Source organism: Candidatus Methylomirabilis sp. (assembly GCF_028716865.1).
Classification (GTDB): domain Bacteria; phylum Methylomirabilota; class Methylomirabilia; order Methylomirabilales; family Methylomirabilaceae; genus Methylomirabilis.
Genome location: NZ_JAQUOY010000008.1, coordinates 19,738 through 34,820, shown reverse-complemented (window position 1 = coordinate 34,820; position 15,083 = coordinate 19,738). Strand labels below are relative to the sequence as shown.

The 15,083-nt window shown below is 58.1% G+C and carries 14 protein-coding genes; all 14 read right to left on the bottom strand.

Going from position 1 to position 15,083, the window contains the following annotated elements:
• Window positions 1-113: 113 nt before the first annotated feature.
• On the bottom strand, window positions 114-863 hold the full coding sequence (locus PHV01_RS04965) for a formylglycine-generating enzyme family protein (protein WP_337290041.1): 750 nt from the start codon (window positions 861-863) through the stop codon (window positions 114-116).
• Window positions 864-957: 94 nt separating this feature from the next.
• A complete protein-coding gene (locus PHV01_RS04960; RefSeq protein WP_337290040.1) occupies window positions 958-1,989 on the bottom strand; it encodes an ABC transporter ATP-binding protein in 1,032 nt (343 codons plus the stop codon).
• Between the two features lie 38 nt (window positions 1,990-2,027).
• On the bottom strand, window positions 2,028-2,864 hold the full coding sequence (locus PHV01_RS04955) for a carbohydrate ABC transporter permease (RefSeq protein WP_337290039.1): 837 nt from the start codon (window positions 2,862-2,864) through the stop codon (window positions 2,028-2,030).
• The gene (locus PHV01_RS04950) at window positions 2,857-3,732 is read right to left on the bottom strand and encodes a sugar ABC transporter permease (RefSeq protein WP_337290038.1); all 876 of its coding nucleotides are present in this window, start codon (window positions 3,730-3,732) and stop codon (window positions 2,857-2,859) included. The genes PHV01_RS04955 and PHV01_RS04950 overlap by 8 nt, the downstream gene beginning before the upstream one ends.
• Complete coding sequence (locus PHV01_RS04945) at window positions 3,729-5,009, bottom strand: ABC transporter substrate-binding protein (RefSeq protein WP_337290037.1); 1,281 nt, start codon at window positions 5,007-5,009, stop codon at window positions 3,729-3,731. Before PHV01_RS04945 ends, PHV01_RS04950 begins: the two co-directional genes overlap by 4 nt.
• A gap of 57 nt (window positions 5,010-5,066) precedes the next feature.
• The gene (locus tag PHV01_RS04940) at window positions 5,067-6,836 is read right to left on the bottom strand and encodes a DUF389 domain-containing protein (protein ID WP_337290036.1); all 1,770 of its coding nucleotides are present in this window, start codon (window positions 6,834-6,836) and stop codon (window positions 5,067-5,069) included.
• A 14-nt stretch (window positions 6,837-6,850) separates the two neighbouring features.
• Entirely contained in the window at window positions 6,851-7,558 is a 708-nt protein-coding gene (locus tag PHV01_RS04935) for a hypothetical protein (protein ID WP_337290035.1), read from the bottom strand.
• A gap of 4 nt (window positions 7,559-7,562) precedes the next feature.
• Entirely contained in the window at window positions 7,563-8,816 is a 1,254-nt protein-coding gene (locus PHV01_RS04930) for a glycosyltransferase (RefSeq protein WP_337290034.1), read from the bottom strand.
• Window positions 8,817-8,821: 5 nt separating this feature from the next.
• Window positions 8,822-9,646 (bottom strand): mannosyl-3-phosphoglycerate phosphatase, encoded by an 825-nt coding sequence (gene mpgP, locus PHV01_RS04925; protein WP_337290033.1) that lies wholly within the window; start codon window positions 9,644-9,646, stop codon window positions 8,822-8,824.
• Between the two features lie 39 nt (window positions 9,647-9,685).
• Complete coding sequence (locus PHV01_RS04920) at window positions 9,686-10,894, bottom strand: glycosyl transferase (RefSeq protein ID WP_337290032.1); 1,209 nt, start codon at window positions 10,892-10,894, stop codon at window positions 9,686-9,688.
• A gap of 25 nt (window positions 10,895-10,919) precedes the next feature.
• A complete protein-coding gene (locus PHV01_RS04915; protein ID WP_337290031.1) occupies window positions 10,920-11,315 on the bottom strand; it encodes a response regulator in 396 nt (131 codons plus the stop codon).
• A gap of 65 nt (window positions 11,316-11,380) precedes the next feature.
• The gene (locus tag PHV01_RS04910) at window positions 11,381-12,673 is read right to left on the bottom strand and encodes a DUF4147 domain-containing protein (protein WP_337290030.1); all 1,293 of its coding nucleotides are present in this window, start codon (window positions 12,671-12,673) and stop codon (window positions 11,381-11,383) included.
• Window positions 12,674-12,751: 78 nt separating this feature from the next.
• The gene (locus PHV01_RS04905) at window positions 12,752-14,194 is read right to left on the bottom strand and encodes an ATP-binding protein (protein ID WP_337290029.1); all 1,443 of its coding nucleotides are present in this window, start codon (window positions 14,192-14,194) and stop codon (window positions 12,752-12,754) included.
• A 67-nt stretch (window positions 14,195-14,261) separates the two neighbouring features.
• Window positions 14,262-15,080: a trehalose-phosphatase gene (gene otsB, locus PHV01_RS04900; protein WP_337290028.1), complete on the bottom strand. Its 819-nt coding sequence runs from the start codon at window positions 15,078-15,080 to the stop codon at window positions 14,262-14,264.
• Between the last annotated feature and the right edge of the window lie 3 nt (window positions 15,081-15,083).

Genomic DNA, 15,083 nt, shown 5'->3' with positions numbered 1-15,083 from the left:
GTATGCCATCGGCTCGGAAAAGCTTGCAAGGTACCCATAGAGGTCGCTGAGTCACAGTCATCCGGCAACTGATCAATCATCCGAGATGGCATGATGAGCTCCAGTAGACCGCGTTACTTGGCGCAGCGGAACCCAAGGTCGCTGAAGCGGCGATAGACATGGCCGGCAGCGGTCCGCCGGGTCGTCCGCGCATGCCACTCGGGAGTGTACCACCCCCCGCCGCGCTCGACTCGACTACCTCTGGCGTTTGGATCCTCTCGACCGTCGTGTGGATCGTAGGGGTAGGGCTTGTACAGCGACGACGTCCACTCCCAGACATTGCCGGCCATGTCCATCACCCCGTAAGGGGAGGCCCCTTTTGGGTAGCTCCCCACAGGGGTGGCGGACCCGACCGAGTATCCGACGTTGGCCCGTTCAGCCTCGAAGGTATTACCCCATGGATAACGTCGGCCATCAGTGCCGCGAGCAGCCCTTTCCCACTCCGCTTCAGTCGGCAGGCGCTTGCCGACCCATCGGCAGTACGCCACCGCCTGCTGCCAACTCACGACCGTCACCGGCAGGTTGGCCCTGGTGGTCGCGTCATATCCCAGCGGGATAGGACGGGTGCAGGCTCCCGCCTCGATGCACCGGAGGTAGCGAGCGTTCGTCGCCTCGAACTTGTCAATCGAAAAGGGTCTGACGTAAACCTTCGTGGCCGGTTTCTCATTGTCATCGGCCTCTGGATCATCGGAGCCCATGATGAACTCGCCTGCCGGGACGGCCACCATCTCCACGTCGTCTTGAGCCGGCGGCGTTGCGGCAGCGTTCTGGAGAGCAAAGGTGAATACTGGAATCATGATTGCCATGAGAACCGTGAGCTTCATTTGTCGCCTCCTGTTTAAGGAAAATGTACAAACCGCCTCCGCTGATCTTGGGGTTGTTACCCGGTATCGGCATACCGCCGGACATGAAGCACTCCTAGAGAGGCCTTGGCCCGATTCTGAACTCAGTCGCTCGATCGAAAAACTTGATCGCGCTCTCCTCGATGGCGAATTCGTACCTTCGGCCTTGTAGGCAGGAAATCGTAATATCCGAGGGAAGCCTGACCAGTACATGGGCATTCCCAAACTTCTCCTCTAAGCAGCCATAGATGATTCGATCTGCCCCCAGATACTCCACTCGCGTGACGTTGAGCTGAAAGGACACCGGCTTGCCTTCTCCTCTATAGACCCCCTTCGGAAGCAGGTGCTCGGGGCGGAGGCCGATGATAGTATCCCCATGCGCAACCAGGTTCATGGGAGGTGATCCCAGGAAGCCGGCCACAAAGGTATCAGCCGGCTCATCGTAGATCTCCTGAGGCGTTCCAAGCTGCCTGACCCTCCCTGCATGCATCACCGCAATCCGGTCTGCAAGCCCCATGGCTTCCATCTGGTCATGGGTAACATAGAGGGTAGTGGTCCCGATCCGCCGTTGCAACTGCAAGAGCTCCTCTCGGGCTGCGGTTCGAAGTTTTGCGTCAAGGTTGGAGAGGGGCTCATCGAGAAGGAACACCGCCGGCTCTCGAACTAATGCCCTGGCCAGGGCTACCCGTTGCCGCTCGCCCCCTGACAGTTCGCGGGGCTTCCGATCGAGCAGGTGCTCGATCCCGAACATCGCGGCTGCCTTCTTCGCTTTCTGCCCGATAGCCTCCCGCCCAATTCCCTGGACCTCGAGGGGAAAGGCGATGTTTTTGAAGACCGTCATATGGGGGTAAAGGGCATAGCTCTGGAAGACCATGGCCACCTGCCTTGCCTGCGGCGGAAGATCGTTCACCACCCGTCCTCCTATCCGCACCTCTCCACACGTGGGTTGCTCTATGCCGGCGACGATCCGAAGAAGAGTGGACTTTCCGCACCCCGATGGCCCCAGGAGGACGAAGAATTCCCCGTCATTGACGAGCAGGTCCACGCCGTCCACAGCCCGAATGGTTCCGAACTGTTTAGTGATCCCTTTAATTTCAACCGTTGCCATACCTTACTCACCCGATACTGTGAGTCTGTTTCTCAACTCTACCCCTTCACTGAACCGGCCGTGAGACCGGAGACGATACGGCGTTGGAAGAAGAGGACGAGGAGGACCAACGGCGTGGTGACGACGATCGTGGCGGCCGCCATCTCTCCCCAGGGAACCTCGTGGAGACCCGGAAAGAGGGCGATGGCCACAGGGATCGTCCGCATCGCCTCACTTGAGGTGAAGGTCAGCGCATAGAGGAATTCATTCCAGGCAAAGATAAAGACTAGTATGGCGGCGGCCCCGATCCCCGGCGCGGCGAGGGGGAGGAAGATCCGAACGAAGACCTGAAACGGTGTACAGCCGTCTACCAGAGCCGCCAGGTACAACTCGTCCGGGATCTCCCTGAAGACGCTCCATAGGATCCAGATGGCCAGGGGGAGGGCAAAGGTGGTATAGGGGACAACAAGCCCGGCGTAGGTATCCCGCCATCCCAGGATTCGGATGATCAGATAGAGCGGACTCACCGCGGCAATGGGAGGGAACATGGAGATGGAGAGGGCCAGGAAGAGCAGGAGGTTCCTGCCTCGGAACTGAAGCTTGGCAATGGCGAATGCTGCAAGGGAGCCGATGGAGAGGCAGGACACGGTGGTCAGGGAGGCGACAATCACGCTGTTCAGGATAAATCGACCGAATGGACGGTCTTGAAAGACCGCGAGGTAATGGTCGAAGACCGGCCTTGTCGGTAAGAGCGGCGGCAGCGTACTGATCTCGGAAGTGGGCTTGAGCGATGTGAGCAGTTGCCACAGGAAGGGCAAGAGACAGAAGGTAGCCATCCCTGTTAAGAGCGCCCAAAAGATCGACCGTCTTGCGACCCGCCTTGTCCGGCTATCCATGATGCTGCCTTCTCAAGAGGGAGATGTACGCAGCGCTGATGAGCAGGACGGTGAGAAAGGTCGCTACGGCCACCGCAGAGCCGTAGCCGAACTGAAGGGTTTGGAAAAGGAGCTTATAGGCGTAGAGGCTTAACGTCTCGGTGGTGTTGGCCGGTCCGCCTCCTGTCAGCACATAGACCAGATCGAAGATCCGGAAGGCATCGAGCGTTCTGAAGAGAAGGGCGATGAGGATAAAGGGCAACAGAAGAGGAAAGGTAATCCGCCGGAAGATCTGCCACCTGCCTGCGCCGTCAACTCTCGCCGCCTCATACAACTCCTCAGGGATCATCTGGAGGCCGGTCAACAGGATGAGGGCTACGAAGGGGCTGGTCTTCCAGACGTCGGCCAGGATGAGCGCATGCATGGCCAGGACGCGATCCCCAAGCCAATTGAGCGGGGAGGACAGCAGGCCTATCTGCTGCAGAAGGTAATTCAGCAAGCCGAAGTCGGGGTTTAAGATCCATTCCCACATCCTGGCCGAGACCACGGTGGGGATAGCCCATGGGATGAGCACGACAGCCCTAAAGAGGCCCCGTCCTCGAAAAGACCCGTGAAGGAGTATGGCCAGGAGAAGGCCGAGAGCCAGCTCCAGGGAGACGGAGAGCAGGGAGAAGTATGCGGTATTCAAGAAGCTTTGCCAAAAGCGAGGGTCTTGGAGGAGGAAGCGGTAGTTGTCGAGACCCACGAAGTACGAGATACCAAATACAGGCATCCTCCGATCGAGACTGATCCTGAAGGCGTGAAGGATCGGGAAGATGGCCAGAGCCCCGATGAACAGGCAGGCCGGCAGAATCATAAGCAAGGCCGGCCTGATCTCGTCCTTTCTCATTGCACCTCCAGCTTCAAGATGTGCTCGATGAGTCGGGAGGCGTCCTCCAGGGCCCGCTCAGGCGGTTTCACCCCCATGATGGCCGCGCTCAGCTCCGGTTGGAGGACTTGAGAGATCATGAGGTAGAAGGGAGTGATGGGCCTTGGACGGGCCCGGCGCATCGCCTCGTACAGAGGCGAGATAAAGGGGTTCGCCATTTTGAGCTCTGCATCGTGATAGAGGGCATCGCGCGCCGGTGGAAACCCGAGCTTTATGGCCAGAGCCTTCTGAGCGGCCTGACTGGTCAGGAACTCGACGAGTTTCCGGGCCAGGTCCGGACGTGTTGAGAAACGGTTGACCCCGAGCAACCAGCCCCCCAGTGTCGGAGCGCTTTGATACCCCTCAAAGGAAGGGAGCGGGGCAATGCCGACCTTGCCCCGTACCTTCGAGCCTTCCTGCTCATACAGTGCCAGGGCATAGGGCCAGTTCCGCATGAAAATCGCCCGGCCGGCTCCGAAGAGGTGACGGGTGGCCTCCTCATCCGCCGATGTCACAAGGGGGGGAGACACCTTGTTGATAGCGATGAGGTCATGCATCAACTGGAGAGCCTCAACAGCCTGCTTATCCCGAAGGGCCGAGTGGTGCCCCTCCAGAACACTACCCCCATTTCCGTGGATGAACTCCAGGGCGACACAGATCAACCCCTCATACTGCTTCCCCTGCCAGACGAAACCCTTGAGATCCGGATCTTGTTCCCCTGCCAAGATGGTCACCGCTTGGTGGGACAGCTCTTTAAAGGTCCGTGGAGGCGCAAATCCGTACTTCGACAGCAGGTCCTTTCGAAAATACAGGATGCCCGCGTTCGCGAACCAAGGGACCGCATGGATGCGATCGTTGTAGGTCGCAGCCTCAACAGGGCCTGGCAGAAACTCTGCTAACCTCTCACCCCCCAATCTCGGGCTCAGATCCAGGAGCCACCCTGCTCTGGCGAACTCCTGCACCCAGATGACGTCCAGCGCGAATACGTCAAAGGCCGCGGACCGGCCTTCGAGAGCTGTCACGTAGAACTGATGCTGCTGGTCCGTAGAGGCAGGGAGGATCTCCTCGATGACCTTGACCCCAGGGTTCTGCCGCTCAAACGCCTCGATCAACCCCGAAAGGGTTTCAGGAGAGGGCACCTTGAAATGGGCGAACACGATTCGGGGCTCAGTTTTTCTCTCTGTCAGAGACCTTTCCTGGGTACACCCGAACCCGATGACAATAAAAAAAGCCAACGCCGTCGAAGCGGCCTTCCGCATCTCTAAGTCCCCTCGCTTAGGGGTGGACAGTACTGATCTCCCTTCACTCATTGCAGATTAAGAGCTTAAAGACTGAGAAAGAGCTATGGTCACAGCCCTCCGAGGTTCCTTCCCTGTCTCCACGATGATGCGTTTGGGGTCGATGTGCCAACGCTCCAGGAGCGATAGGCGGACCGCTATCGCGCGTTGTTCGGCCAGTTTCCCGTTTCGCTGCGACTCGTCCGACTCGGCGTTCCCGGCGAGATGCGCGGCGAGCGAGGGGTACTTGGCCAGCACACGACCAGCACGATCAATAGCTTCCGTGGCCCTCCTCCCTGGAGTGGCCGACCCGAATCCAAACGGTATGCGAAACCGCACTCCTCCGGCAATGCGCCGATAGGAGACATCGAGATCGGCGATGGCTGCCTCGCGTCCGATCACTTGGTTAATAACTGCCTGCGTGTCCGGAGCAAGATCCCGCTCCCCCAAATAGATTACCTCCATGCCTAGACGCCCCGTGCGGTCAGAAACGACCGTTCGCATCTCCGCGAGAACCGATTCGGGCGGGAAGGGCAGCACGGTTGTCATCTGATGGAGGCGATGGCTCAGGTCCAGCGTAAGCTGCATGAGTGTCTTAGATTTGCTCTGAGCCACCGACGCGCCGGGCTTCAGCAGCCGCGAGATCGTATCGCCTTCGCCGATGCTGGCCAGATTTTGCGTCAACTCCAGCTCAACCGGCGCCCCCAGGACAGCCGATGTCTCCCGCTCGAAGCGCTCCCGATCCGCTTGCCTATATAGCTCGGCGGTCGAAATTCGCAACAGAACGATGATCTTACCTTCGCTGATGATCGTGTCCTTCGCATCAATCGCCGAACGCCCACGCTGCGCAAACGCCTTCACGCGTTTATTGACCTCTTGGCGGATGGTCACCTCCCGCGTCACACGGGTCAAGGCTTGTTTCAGCGGAATGAAGATCAGGATCAGGAAGAGCAGGATGATCGTGAGCCGGCCAGGGAGAGACCCGACGCGTCTCACTCTCCGATAGAGAGGCACCCACTGCACCAGATGAGCAAACCTGCTGTCCGGCGTCGCTTGACTCTCTTCCCATTGGAAAGCGCACTCCTGCACCTCATCGGTATCCATGCGAACAGTAAAAAAGACGAGCGCCGAAGTCACAATAATAGCCACCAGATTTGCGAGGAATAACAGTCCACCGCCTTTCACAATGGGCCAGTCAAACCCGATGCCAACCCCGAATCCGACCACGCACAGCGGCGGCATCAGCGCAACCGCAATCGCAACACCAGGTGCGGCAGTTCCAACTTGGGTCCGGCTGAGACAACTGGCCACGGCTCCAGCCAACCCGCACAACAGTGCGACGGCCATATCGAGCACTGTCGGCTGAATCCTGGCGGCGATCTCTTCTGTGACCGCTGTGAACGGTAGGAACGCTACCAAGAGTGCGGAGATGCAGACCGCCATGAAGGAGCTGAGGAAGATGTTGACTAGCGACTTGAAACCCAGGTACACATCACCTACCACGAGCGAAAGACCGGTCGCCATGATAGGGCCCATCATGGGCGAAACCAGCATTGCGCCAATGACAACTGCCGGACTGTTGAGGACCAGCCCGAGTGTGGCGATACCACAAGAGAACACAAGTTGTAGCCAGTAGTTTAACTCCGCTAGGGATGCTGTCTGAGCCAGCCGAAGATAAATCTCCGGCTTTCTCTCCTCGCTCACGCCAAGGAGATAGGCCAGAGCCGTCCGCAGGACGTTCACTGTGGACCCAAGCAGTGCACGGATGTCAGCCCAAGCAGGGCGCTTCCAAGAAGACTTAGAGTCCACGGTTCTCTACCTCATTAGAGATGGGAGATCTCATTCTTCTCCTCCTGATCCTTCTCGTTGCGAAGGCGGCGTTCAAGCAGCTCTCTGGCCAGGTCCCTGCCGCCCAGGCCAAAGGCGAGCGCCAAGGCCAGTACCACGCCACCGAAGGCGATAGAGAATGCCGCCACCACCATCTCCTTGGCGATTCCTAATTGGGTGAGGACCGTCGCCGCCGTGAAGATTAGGACACCCCACCGAATCAGGGTAGCGATGAGGTGTGCTCCCCGCCACTGGGCATTAACTGCCGTAATAAGGGCCCCTTGAGCTAAAAAAATGGCCAAAAGCCATCCGGCCCAGAGGAGGAGAAGGGCGGTCAGTAGTTGGGGTAAGAAGTCCAGGGCGCCTGTAGTGAGGCGAGTGGCCGCCGCGAGATTCAGGGCGTCGATCCCCATGAAGGTAAAGACCAGGAAGACGGCCCAGAAGCTCAGGCGGCCGACGAGATAGGAGCAAGATCGCCTCACCCCCGCCTTAGTCAGGGACTGGCTCAATCCCCATCGCTCACAGAGCGGATCGAACTTCACGGCCAACAGGATCCGGTGGAGGAGGCTTTTCACGATCCACCCTGCCACAAGGCCGATCACGACGAGGGTCATCATAGCCAGGATGTTTGGTAGAAAGAGGGTCAGCCGTTTACCGGTGTTTTGAACGGCATCGAGCATAGCCTCTTGCCACAGCTCATTCATGGTTTCACCTCCAACGCGCCACCAGGTACGGCTTCATTGCCTCAAACTGTTCAGCCATCGTCTCGATGACCCCTTCGACCTGCTGATGGCCGCTCTCTCGCGTCTCCAGGACAAAGGAGGCGGTCCTGCCGAGGTAGAGCGGGGTCAGGGCCTTGAGTAGATGCTCCAGGTGCAGGGCCCGATGGTGGTAGGCGAGAGCGAAATCATAAACCACAGAGACCCAGACATCCATCGGAAATCGGAACTCCTCCGTCTCCAATGGAGCAATGAGCAGCAGTTCGGTCAAAGTCTCGGGTGCCAGAATGATCTCCCAGATGGGTAGCAGATCGCGAACTCCCTGCTTAAAGGCGTTCACCATCCGTTCGACGTTCACCGAGACGTGCTCAACCTCCACCTCGCGTAACGGTCCGAAGATGGGAACAGGACTCGACTCTTGCGTGGCTTGCCATACGCTCTGATACTCCTCCATGAGGCTGAAGAGCGAACCCACCACCTGCACTAGCATCCCGGAGAGATGCAGCCCGGGGTCCTTGTGCTCGTGAACTTTGGCCCCAAGGAACGCCTGACAGATCCGATATTTCTCAGCCGCCGCGGTGACCGTCATCCAGATATCGATCCCGAAGCGGGCCACATCGGTCCCCCATACCTGCTTGGTGAGATACAGGGCGGCCAGCTTCCCTGAAAAGCCAAAATCGCCACCGATAGGTTGTCGAATCTGTTGGGCATACAGGGCCCTAGTGAGGGGGTAGACGATGCTGTTGGTAATGGTCCCATCGTACTTATGGCGATGGTACAGCGGCGCCACATAATCGAATCCCCCCTCGTAGACGGGTCGGATCAACCGCTCCACCCACTCGGGCGAGATGGAACGAAGGTCTGAGTCGACAACCGCACAGGCCTGCACCTGAAGCGTTTCGGCAATCTTAAAGATCGTTCGAAAGGCACTCCCCTTTCCGGGAATGCCATGGTACGGGGTGATGATCTTGTGGATGGGAGGCACGGGATGCTGAACGAGAAGGAGGGAGGGGTCTTCAAGAGCGGCCTCAACAGCCTGCGAGGTCCCATCCTGAGAGCCCCCATCGGAGTTGACGATGACGGATCGAGCTTTGGGGAAGTATATGGTGAGTCCGGAGGCGATTGTCTTGACCACATCCCCGATCGTGCCGGCGTTGTTGTAGCTCGGAATCCCGATCAGGATGTCGGCCTTCCGGATCTCTTGCAGCCTCTCCACAACCGGTTCATAAAGGAACTGTTCCACCTTCTTCAGTCCTGACGAACCAATAGGTCCAGGACGGCCGTTCGCCAGCCCTGCGGCCCGATACCCCGAACACGGATAAGGTTAGGAACCCTGACCGTAGGGTCGTGTGTTTCGTCTGGCCGCTGGACGAGGATGGCGACATCCACAGTCCGAAGCATTGGAAGATCGTTCTGGCTGTCTCCGATTCCCACGGTACGCACCCTTCCCCATGCCTGCTGAAAAAGTCCGGTCAACGTTGAGACCGCCCTCCCCTTGTCGTTGCGTCCGGTGAGGTGGTCGAACCTCCCTCCCTGCGTGCACAGGAAACCCTGCTTCCTCAAAAGCACTTTCACCCGTTCCGCTTCTTCTTCTGACCCATGAACCAAGAAGGGTTCGTCGTACTCTCGCTCCTTCGCCAGGCGCGCCTCCTCCGGAAGAAGACCCGTGAGTCGAGCTACCTCTTCCGCGCTCAGATCCGAAAAGCCCACGACCTTGACGCCGCTTTCCTCTCTCGCCATGTTCAACGCCGCGACCAGTTGGGGGTAAGGGATTCCAGCTTCGATAACGTGGTACTCGGCGATCTCCTTCTGGTAAGGATAGGCAAAGGCGAAATAACCTTTAGGGATAAAGGTGGCGCCGCCGTTCTCCACGATAAACGGGTCGTGATTGTTCAGGAGTTGCCGGTACTGCTCTACCTCAGCCCTCGTCTTGCTCGTACAAAGGACGAGGGGGATTCCTCTCCGCTCGACCTCCTTCAGGGCCTCCTGGGCCAGACCGAAACTGTACGTCTCATGGTCCAGCAATGTCCCATCCAGATCTGTGTAGATGATAAGATGTGCCTCGCTGCCCATCACAACCTTTTTCCTCTTTACCTCCTGCTCTGCCTTGAGCTATGCGTTATCAGCATCCACCGCCTCCCGAAGCCTGGTCAAGAAGTCAGGAATCGCGGCCAGGACACGGTTCCAGTTGGGAATCAAAGGGACACCTAGTGGGTCAGCCAGAAATCCCTCAATCGCCAACTGGATTGCCTTCGCGAAGGCTTCTACGGCTTGCCCTTCTTGATGTTGGTCATACACAAGCCCGTTGATATACGCGTCATTCTGGTATCGGCTCAGCATATCACGGGCTGTTCTGATATAGGTGATCGGCAGGGTCTTTAAGAGCCCATCGGAAAGGACGGTCCCCTCTTCAGCCAATGTCCTGAGGATGCTCTTGGTGATGTCGATCGCCATCCGTGTGAGACCCTTGCTCGGATCGGTCGCGGAGAGAGCCTGATGCTTGTGTTCATAGGTGTCGGCGAGGTCGACCTGGCAGACCCTGCCCACGGCACAGTTCCGATAGACCTGAGCCAGCACCCCAACTTCCAGCCCCCAATCCGACGGGATCCTGTTCACCCGGGCCAGATCGGCGATCATGGAGAATTCGCCGGCTAAAGGGTATCTGAAGCTATCCAGGTAGGTCAAAAACGGTTGCTGGTCCAAGATCCGCTGGAGGGCTCGGATGAGGGGCACCACCAAGAGTCTGACAGCTCTCCCGTGGAGCCGATCCGTCACCCGGCTGTAGTAGCCTTTTGCAAACTCGAAGGCCAATCGGGGATTCGCCACCGGATAACACAGTCGAGCAAGCAGTTCTCGATGGTAGGTCAGGATGTCGCAGTCGTGGAGGGCGATGACGTCGCTTTGGCCACGAGCCAGGACGTAGCCGAACGTCATCCACGCCGACCTCCCTTTGCCATCAGGACCTGCAGAGATGCCGCGTTCCTCCAGTAGTTGGTAGAGGGCCTGGATCCTGGGTCCGTCGTTCCAGAGCAGAAGGGGCGCCTGAGGAAGAGGCGCAAAGAACGCCTTGGCCCTCAGGAACTCCTCTTTGCCGGCCCGTCCCAGGCCAACGACGATCTCTCGCAGATACCGGACCTGGGCCAGTTCATCGACGATCCTGGGTAGCGCCTGGCCCTCCAGTTCAGAGTAGAGACACGGCAGCACCAAGGCGATAGGCCGATACAGCAGTGTTTCTTCCAGTTCCTTCTCAAGCTGCTCCAGGTTTGGCTTTCCAAGCCGATGGAGTGTCGTGATCACGCCTGTCTGATGGAAATCACCCATTCGATTCCCTCCAATTGAACAGTCGTTACGCTTCGCCGATCTTCTGTTCGAGAACCTTCTTGACCATCTGAACCAAAACGGATATTCCGAAAGGCTTTGCGAGGTAGGCTGTCGCTCCCTTCCCTATGGCTTCCACACCCGTCTCCCGGTCGCCGAAGGCCGTAATGAGGATGACCTGAGCCCCAGGCTGGAGGCGCTTGATCTCGGGGAGGATTTCCAGTCCGCTCATGTCGGTCATGATCTTGTCGAGGACGATCACATTGTATGCGGTGCCTCGGATCGCAACAAGGGCCTCTGATCCATTCGCTGCCTGGGCGACATGGAATCCTTCCCGGGTCAGGACATCGTCCAGAAGTTGACGCATCTCCTGATCGTCATCAACGACCAGGATCTTCGGTCTGTACACTTCACATGAGGTCATTGACGAAACCTCCACTTATGCAATAGCCATTCTCCTGTCATGCGTGCTCACACTCAGTTCAGGCTTCACCATGCCAGCACGATCCTGAGATCACGAACATTGATACCCGTTGGTCCTGTCACAATTGCATCTCCAAGTCGGTCGAAGAATCCATTGGAATCGGATGCCTCGCGGGCCTTCGCCACAACCAGTCCAGCCGCGAGAGATCTACCGAGAGTCGTACTGTCTGCGAGAGCTCCCGCTGCATCTGAGTTTCCGTCAATTCCATCAGTCCCTGCACTGAGAACTGATATCCGTTTGCCTGCAATGACCTCTGCACATTCCAAGGCGAATGCCTGATTTCGACCCCCTCGTCCACGACCTCGGACCGGAGATACCAGTTCACCGCCGGATATTATCACAACGGGCTTTCCATCACCGCCATCGACTTCATTTTCAGCCCGCTCGGTTAGTGTCCTGGCCGCATCACGAACGGAGATATCGTCCGAAAGCTCGACTACAATAGGCTTCCATCCGGACTGTTCAGCGAATCTCACTGCCGCTGTGATGGCATCATCGTTGTCCAGAAGCTTGCACCAACGTGCCGTCCGGAAGGCTGGATGTCCAGATTTCGGTGTTTCGGGCACGATACCGCACCGGATGAGCATCTTAATGGAGTTCGGGAGTAGTGGTGTCAGCTTATGTCTCTGGATGAGCGTATCCATGTCCTGAATGGAGGAATCATCCGGCATCGACGGCCCTGACGCCACAAAGGAAGGATAACCGCGAGGTACATCGGAGATGTACAGCGTCAGTTGCTGTGCCGGCGCTGCAGCTATAGCGAGCCTTCCGCCCTTCACTTTGGATAGGTGCTTCCTCACCGTGTTGGTCTCGACGATGGTCAACTCCCCTGAAATCAGTACACGGTTTATCTCCACAAGGTCAGTGAGAGTAATAGCATCACTTATCGGCAACTCGAAGCATGCCGACCCCCCGCCGGACACCAGGAAGATCACTGCATCATTGCCGGTCAGTCCATTCATCATGGATAAGGTAGCCCTTGCGGCATCAATGCTCTCCTTGTTCGGCATTGGGTGCCCACCTTCGAAGGTCTGAAATCGAGGATGACTCCAGCCATTGAGCACAGGACTGGCTAACACGCCGGCAAATGGGGCAATGCCCGATCTCCTGAGAAGTTCCTCCGCCATGCCGGGTGCGCTCTTCCCTATCGCGACGACGTATATCCTTCCCTGGGTATGATGCGCAGACCCGATCACGTCCTCTACCCGACAACGATCGAACGCGCGACCGATATCGCAGAAATCCAGAATGAATCTGAATAGGTCAAGAAGCTTGCGCTGAGCCGTTGAAAAGTCCATCAAGTAGCCTCGCCTTATCTCCTTTGCAGGCTCATTGAGCCGCGTGTGATCCCTTGCCGTGGGAACCAGGATGTTGGGCTACGGGCGGTATACCGGAAAGGTGATCCGAAAGGTCGTTCCCACACCAGGCTCGCTCTTCGCCTCGATGGTTCCTCCATGATCCTTCACGATCCCGTAAACCACGGAGAGCCCCAGACCGGTCCCCTTCCCGACCTTCTTGGTGGTAAAGAATGGGTCGAAGATCCGGGGGAGGCTTTCAGAAGGGATACCGCATCCGGTATCTTCTACACGTACCTCAATCACGCCCTCATGAGCCTCAGCCGCCACCTGTACATCCCCGCCATCCGGCATAGCGTCAAGGGCATTTATCAGGAGATTGACGAAGACCTGCTGAAGCAAGTCAGGATCAGCGGCGACACTGGGAAGGGTTGCGGGAATCTTCAGCTCAACACGGATCCCTCCTCTGGTCAGCTCGTGGTCCAGCAGCGCCACGACATTCGAGAGGATGCTCGGCAGCGGCGTAGGGGCGATGTGGGGCGGGTGAACTCTGGCGTATCCGAGGAGCTGTTCGACGGTCCGCCTGATCCGCCCGATCTGCTCGACAATAATTTGCAGGCTCTTTGATCTGAGATCACCTCCAGAAAGCTCCGGGAGCAGATACTCCGCCCTCCCGGAGATGACGTTCAGAGGCGTCCCGATCTCGTGAGCCAGACCTGCGGCGAGCCGTCCCACCGCCGCCAGCTTCTCGGAATGCTGAAGCTGTCGTTCCAGTTCAAGCTTCTTGACCGTCTCCTCCAAAATCTGCTCCCTGGCCTGTTTCAGGTTTTCCGTCATCCGATTGAACTCAGCCGCCAATCGGCCCAATTCATCCCTACGTATAATAGGTATCCGTCGATCCAATTCCCCAGCCCCAATAGCGGCGGCTCCCTCAATCAGCGCTTGAATAGGCCTGGAGATGTTTCGTTTTGTCAGGTACCAGAACACCATGGCAATCGCCCCCATGATGGCGATCCCGGCTAAGACGATCTCGTCTCGGCGGCGAAGGTAGGCTCCCTCGATCTGCGAGGTCCGATACACAATCTCAAGAAGGGCCGGGCCTCTTTTGACCAGTCGGATGGGACGTAGGTAGTGGAGGGCCTGCTCCCCGTTCAACGTATGGAAGAAGCGCTTCGCCTTGTTCTGCTGGATAGCCTCTTGGAACTCCGCCTTGGCAGGCGTCACCTCGATCCCTTCCTGGTCCCCCCCAACAAGAGGAGTGCCGTCGGCCAGAAAGAGTGTCACGCGAGCGACTCCGGCGTATCCCTTCGCCTCCTCGAAGAGCTCTTGAACGTCCTCCCACTGGTCGCGGCGGACGGCATTCCGGACTGCCACCTCCAAGGTCCTGGCCATCACCAGAATTTCCCGCTCACGCTGCTCGATCAGCGCGTCCCGCTCCGCACTCAACTGTCGGTACAGATACAGACCCGTCACGATCGCTACCGCAATCGTCAGGGAGGTAACCAGCCTTGTCCCAATTCTCATGGAAAACCGCTTCACGTGTTGCTCTACATTGACTAAAGTTGATTGCCTATGTGCAGGAATACCATGCTCATCGGCTGCGCCGGCCATGAGGCCCGTCACTATCCCGCTGAGAAGGTTGCGCTATCCATCGGAGCAGCGCAATCACTTCCTTCACGTCCCGCACGTAATAGTGGGCCTTCGATCCCTCATGGGCGCCGACCCGTATCGTGATGCCCTCGGCCAGTGCTCTAAATGCATCTTCGTCAGTTCGATCGTCGCCGATATAAACCGGCAGGACCGAGCGTCGGCGGATGTGCTTCATCAACCTCAGTGCGGCATGACCCTTTGTCCAGTTGAGATTGGGGCGGAGTTCGATGACCTTCTTTCCGTGAAGGACTGTCAGTCCTGATGAGTACACACGGGGAAGCACGTCGCGCAGGACCACCGTCTTGAGCTGACTCTCCAGCCTGGTCGGCACCAACCGGTAATGCAGGCTGACCGACAGGCCTTTGTCCTCGATCAGCACACCAGGGATTTCTGCCACAAGACTGGTGAGCTGAGAGCGAATATGGGCGACGGCTTCCTGTAACGGCTGTGGCACGATCACTCCAACCTGCTGACCATCTTGCCACATCTCCAGTCCGTGATTGCCGATGTAGATTAAATCTCGCACCCTGACCAGCCGTCGCAGCTCATTGAGACGTCGGCCGCTGATCACGGCAACCGTCATTCGAGGACGGTGCGCGAGCTCCCGGAGCACCGACCGTGTCGAAGCAGAAAGCGTCGCCTGCTCCGGGGTGGGAGCGATCCGCGTCAATGTGCCGTCGTAATCCAGGAACAGCACTGTATGACTACTGCTCAAGATTTCCGCCGCGACCTGCGGCCATTGGGACCACAGCCATTCCATCGG

What these genes read in the sequence shown, in the direction of transcription:
- PHV01_RS04965 (WP_337290041.1), bottom strand. Translation starts at nt 863, where the DNA reads ATGAAGCTCACGGTTCTCATGGCAATCATGATTCCAGTATTCACCTTT.
- PHV01_RS04960 (WP_337290040.1), bottom strand. Translation starts at nt 1,989, where the DNA reads ATGGCAACGGTTGAAATTAAAGGGATCACTAAACAGTTCGGAACCATT.
- PHV01_RS04955 (WP_337290039.1), bottom strand. Translation starts at nt 2,864, where the DNA reads ATGGATAGCCGGACAAGGCGGGTCGCAAGACGGTCGATCTTTTGGGCG.
- PHV01_RS04950 (WP_337290038.1), bottom strand. Translation starts at nt 3,732, where the DNA reads ATGAGAAAGGACGAGATCAGGCCGGCCTTGCTTATGATTCTGCCGGCC.
- PHV01_RS04945 (WP_337290037.1), bottom strand. Translation starts at nt 5,009, where the DNA reads ATGCGGAAGGCCGCTTCGACGGCGTTGGCTTTTTTTATTGTCATCGGG.
- PHV01_RS04935 (WP_337290035.1), bottom strand. Translation starts at nt 7,558, where the DNA reads ATGAATGAGCTGTGGCAAGAGGCTATGCTCGATGCCGTTCAAAACACC.
- mpgP (WP_337290033.1), bottom strand. Translation starts at nt 9,646, where the DNA reads ATGGGCAGCGAGGCACATCTTATCATCTACACAGATCTGGATGGGACA.
- PHV01_RS04920 (WP_337290032.1), bottom strand. Translation starts at nt 10,894, where the DNA reads ATGGGTGATTTCCATCAGACAGGCGTGATCACGACACTCCATCGGCTT.
- PHV01_RS04915 (WP_337290031.1), bottom strand. Translation starts at nt 11,315, where the DNA reads ATGACCTCATGTGAAGTGTACAGACCGAAGATCCTGGTCGTTGATGAC.
- PHV01_RS04910 (WP_337290030.1), bottom strand. Translation starts at nt 12,673, where the DNA reads ATGGACTTTTCAACGGCTCAGCGCAAGCTTCTTGACCTATTCAGATTC.
- PHV01_RS04905 (WP_337290029.1), bottom strand. Translation starts at nt 14,194, where the DNA reads ATGAGAATTGGGACAAGGCTGGTTACCTCCCTGACGATTGCGGTAGCG.
- otsB (WP_337290028.1), bottom strand. Translation starts at nt 15,080, where the DNA reads ATGGAATGGCTGTGGTCCCAATGGCCGCAGGTCGCGGCGGAAATCTTG.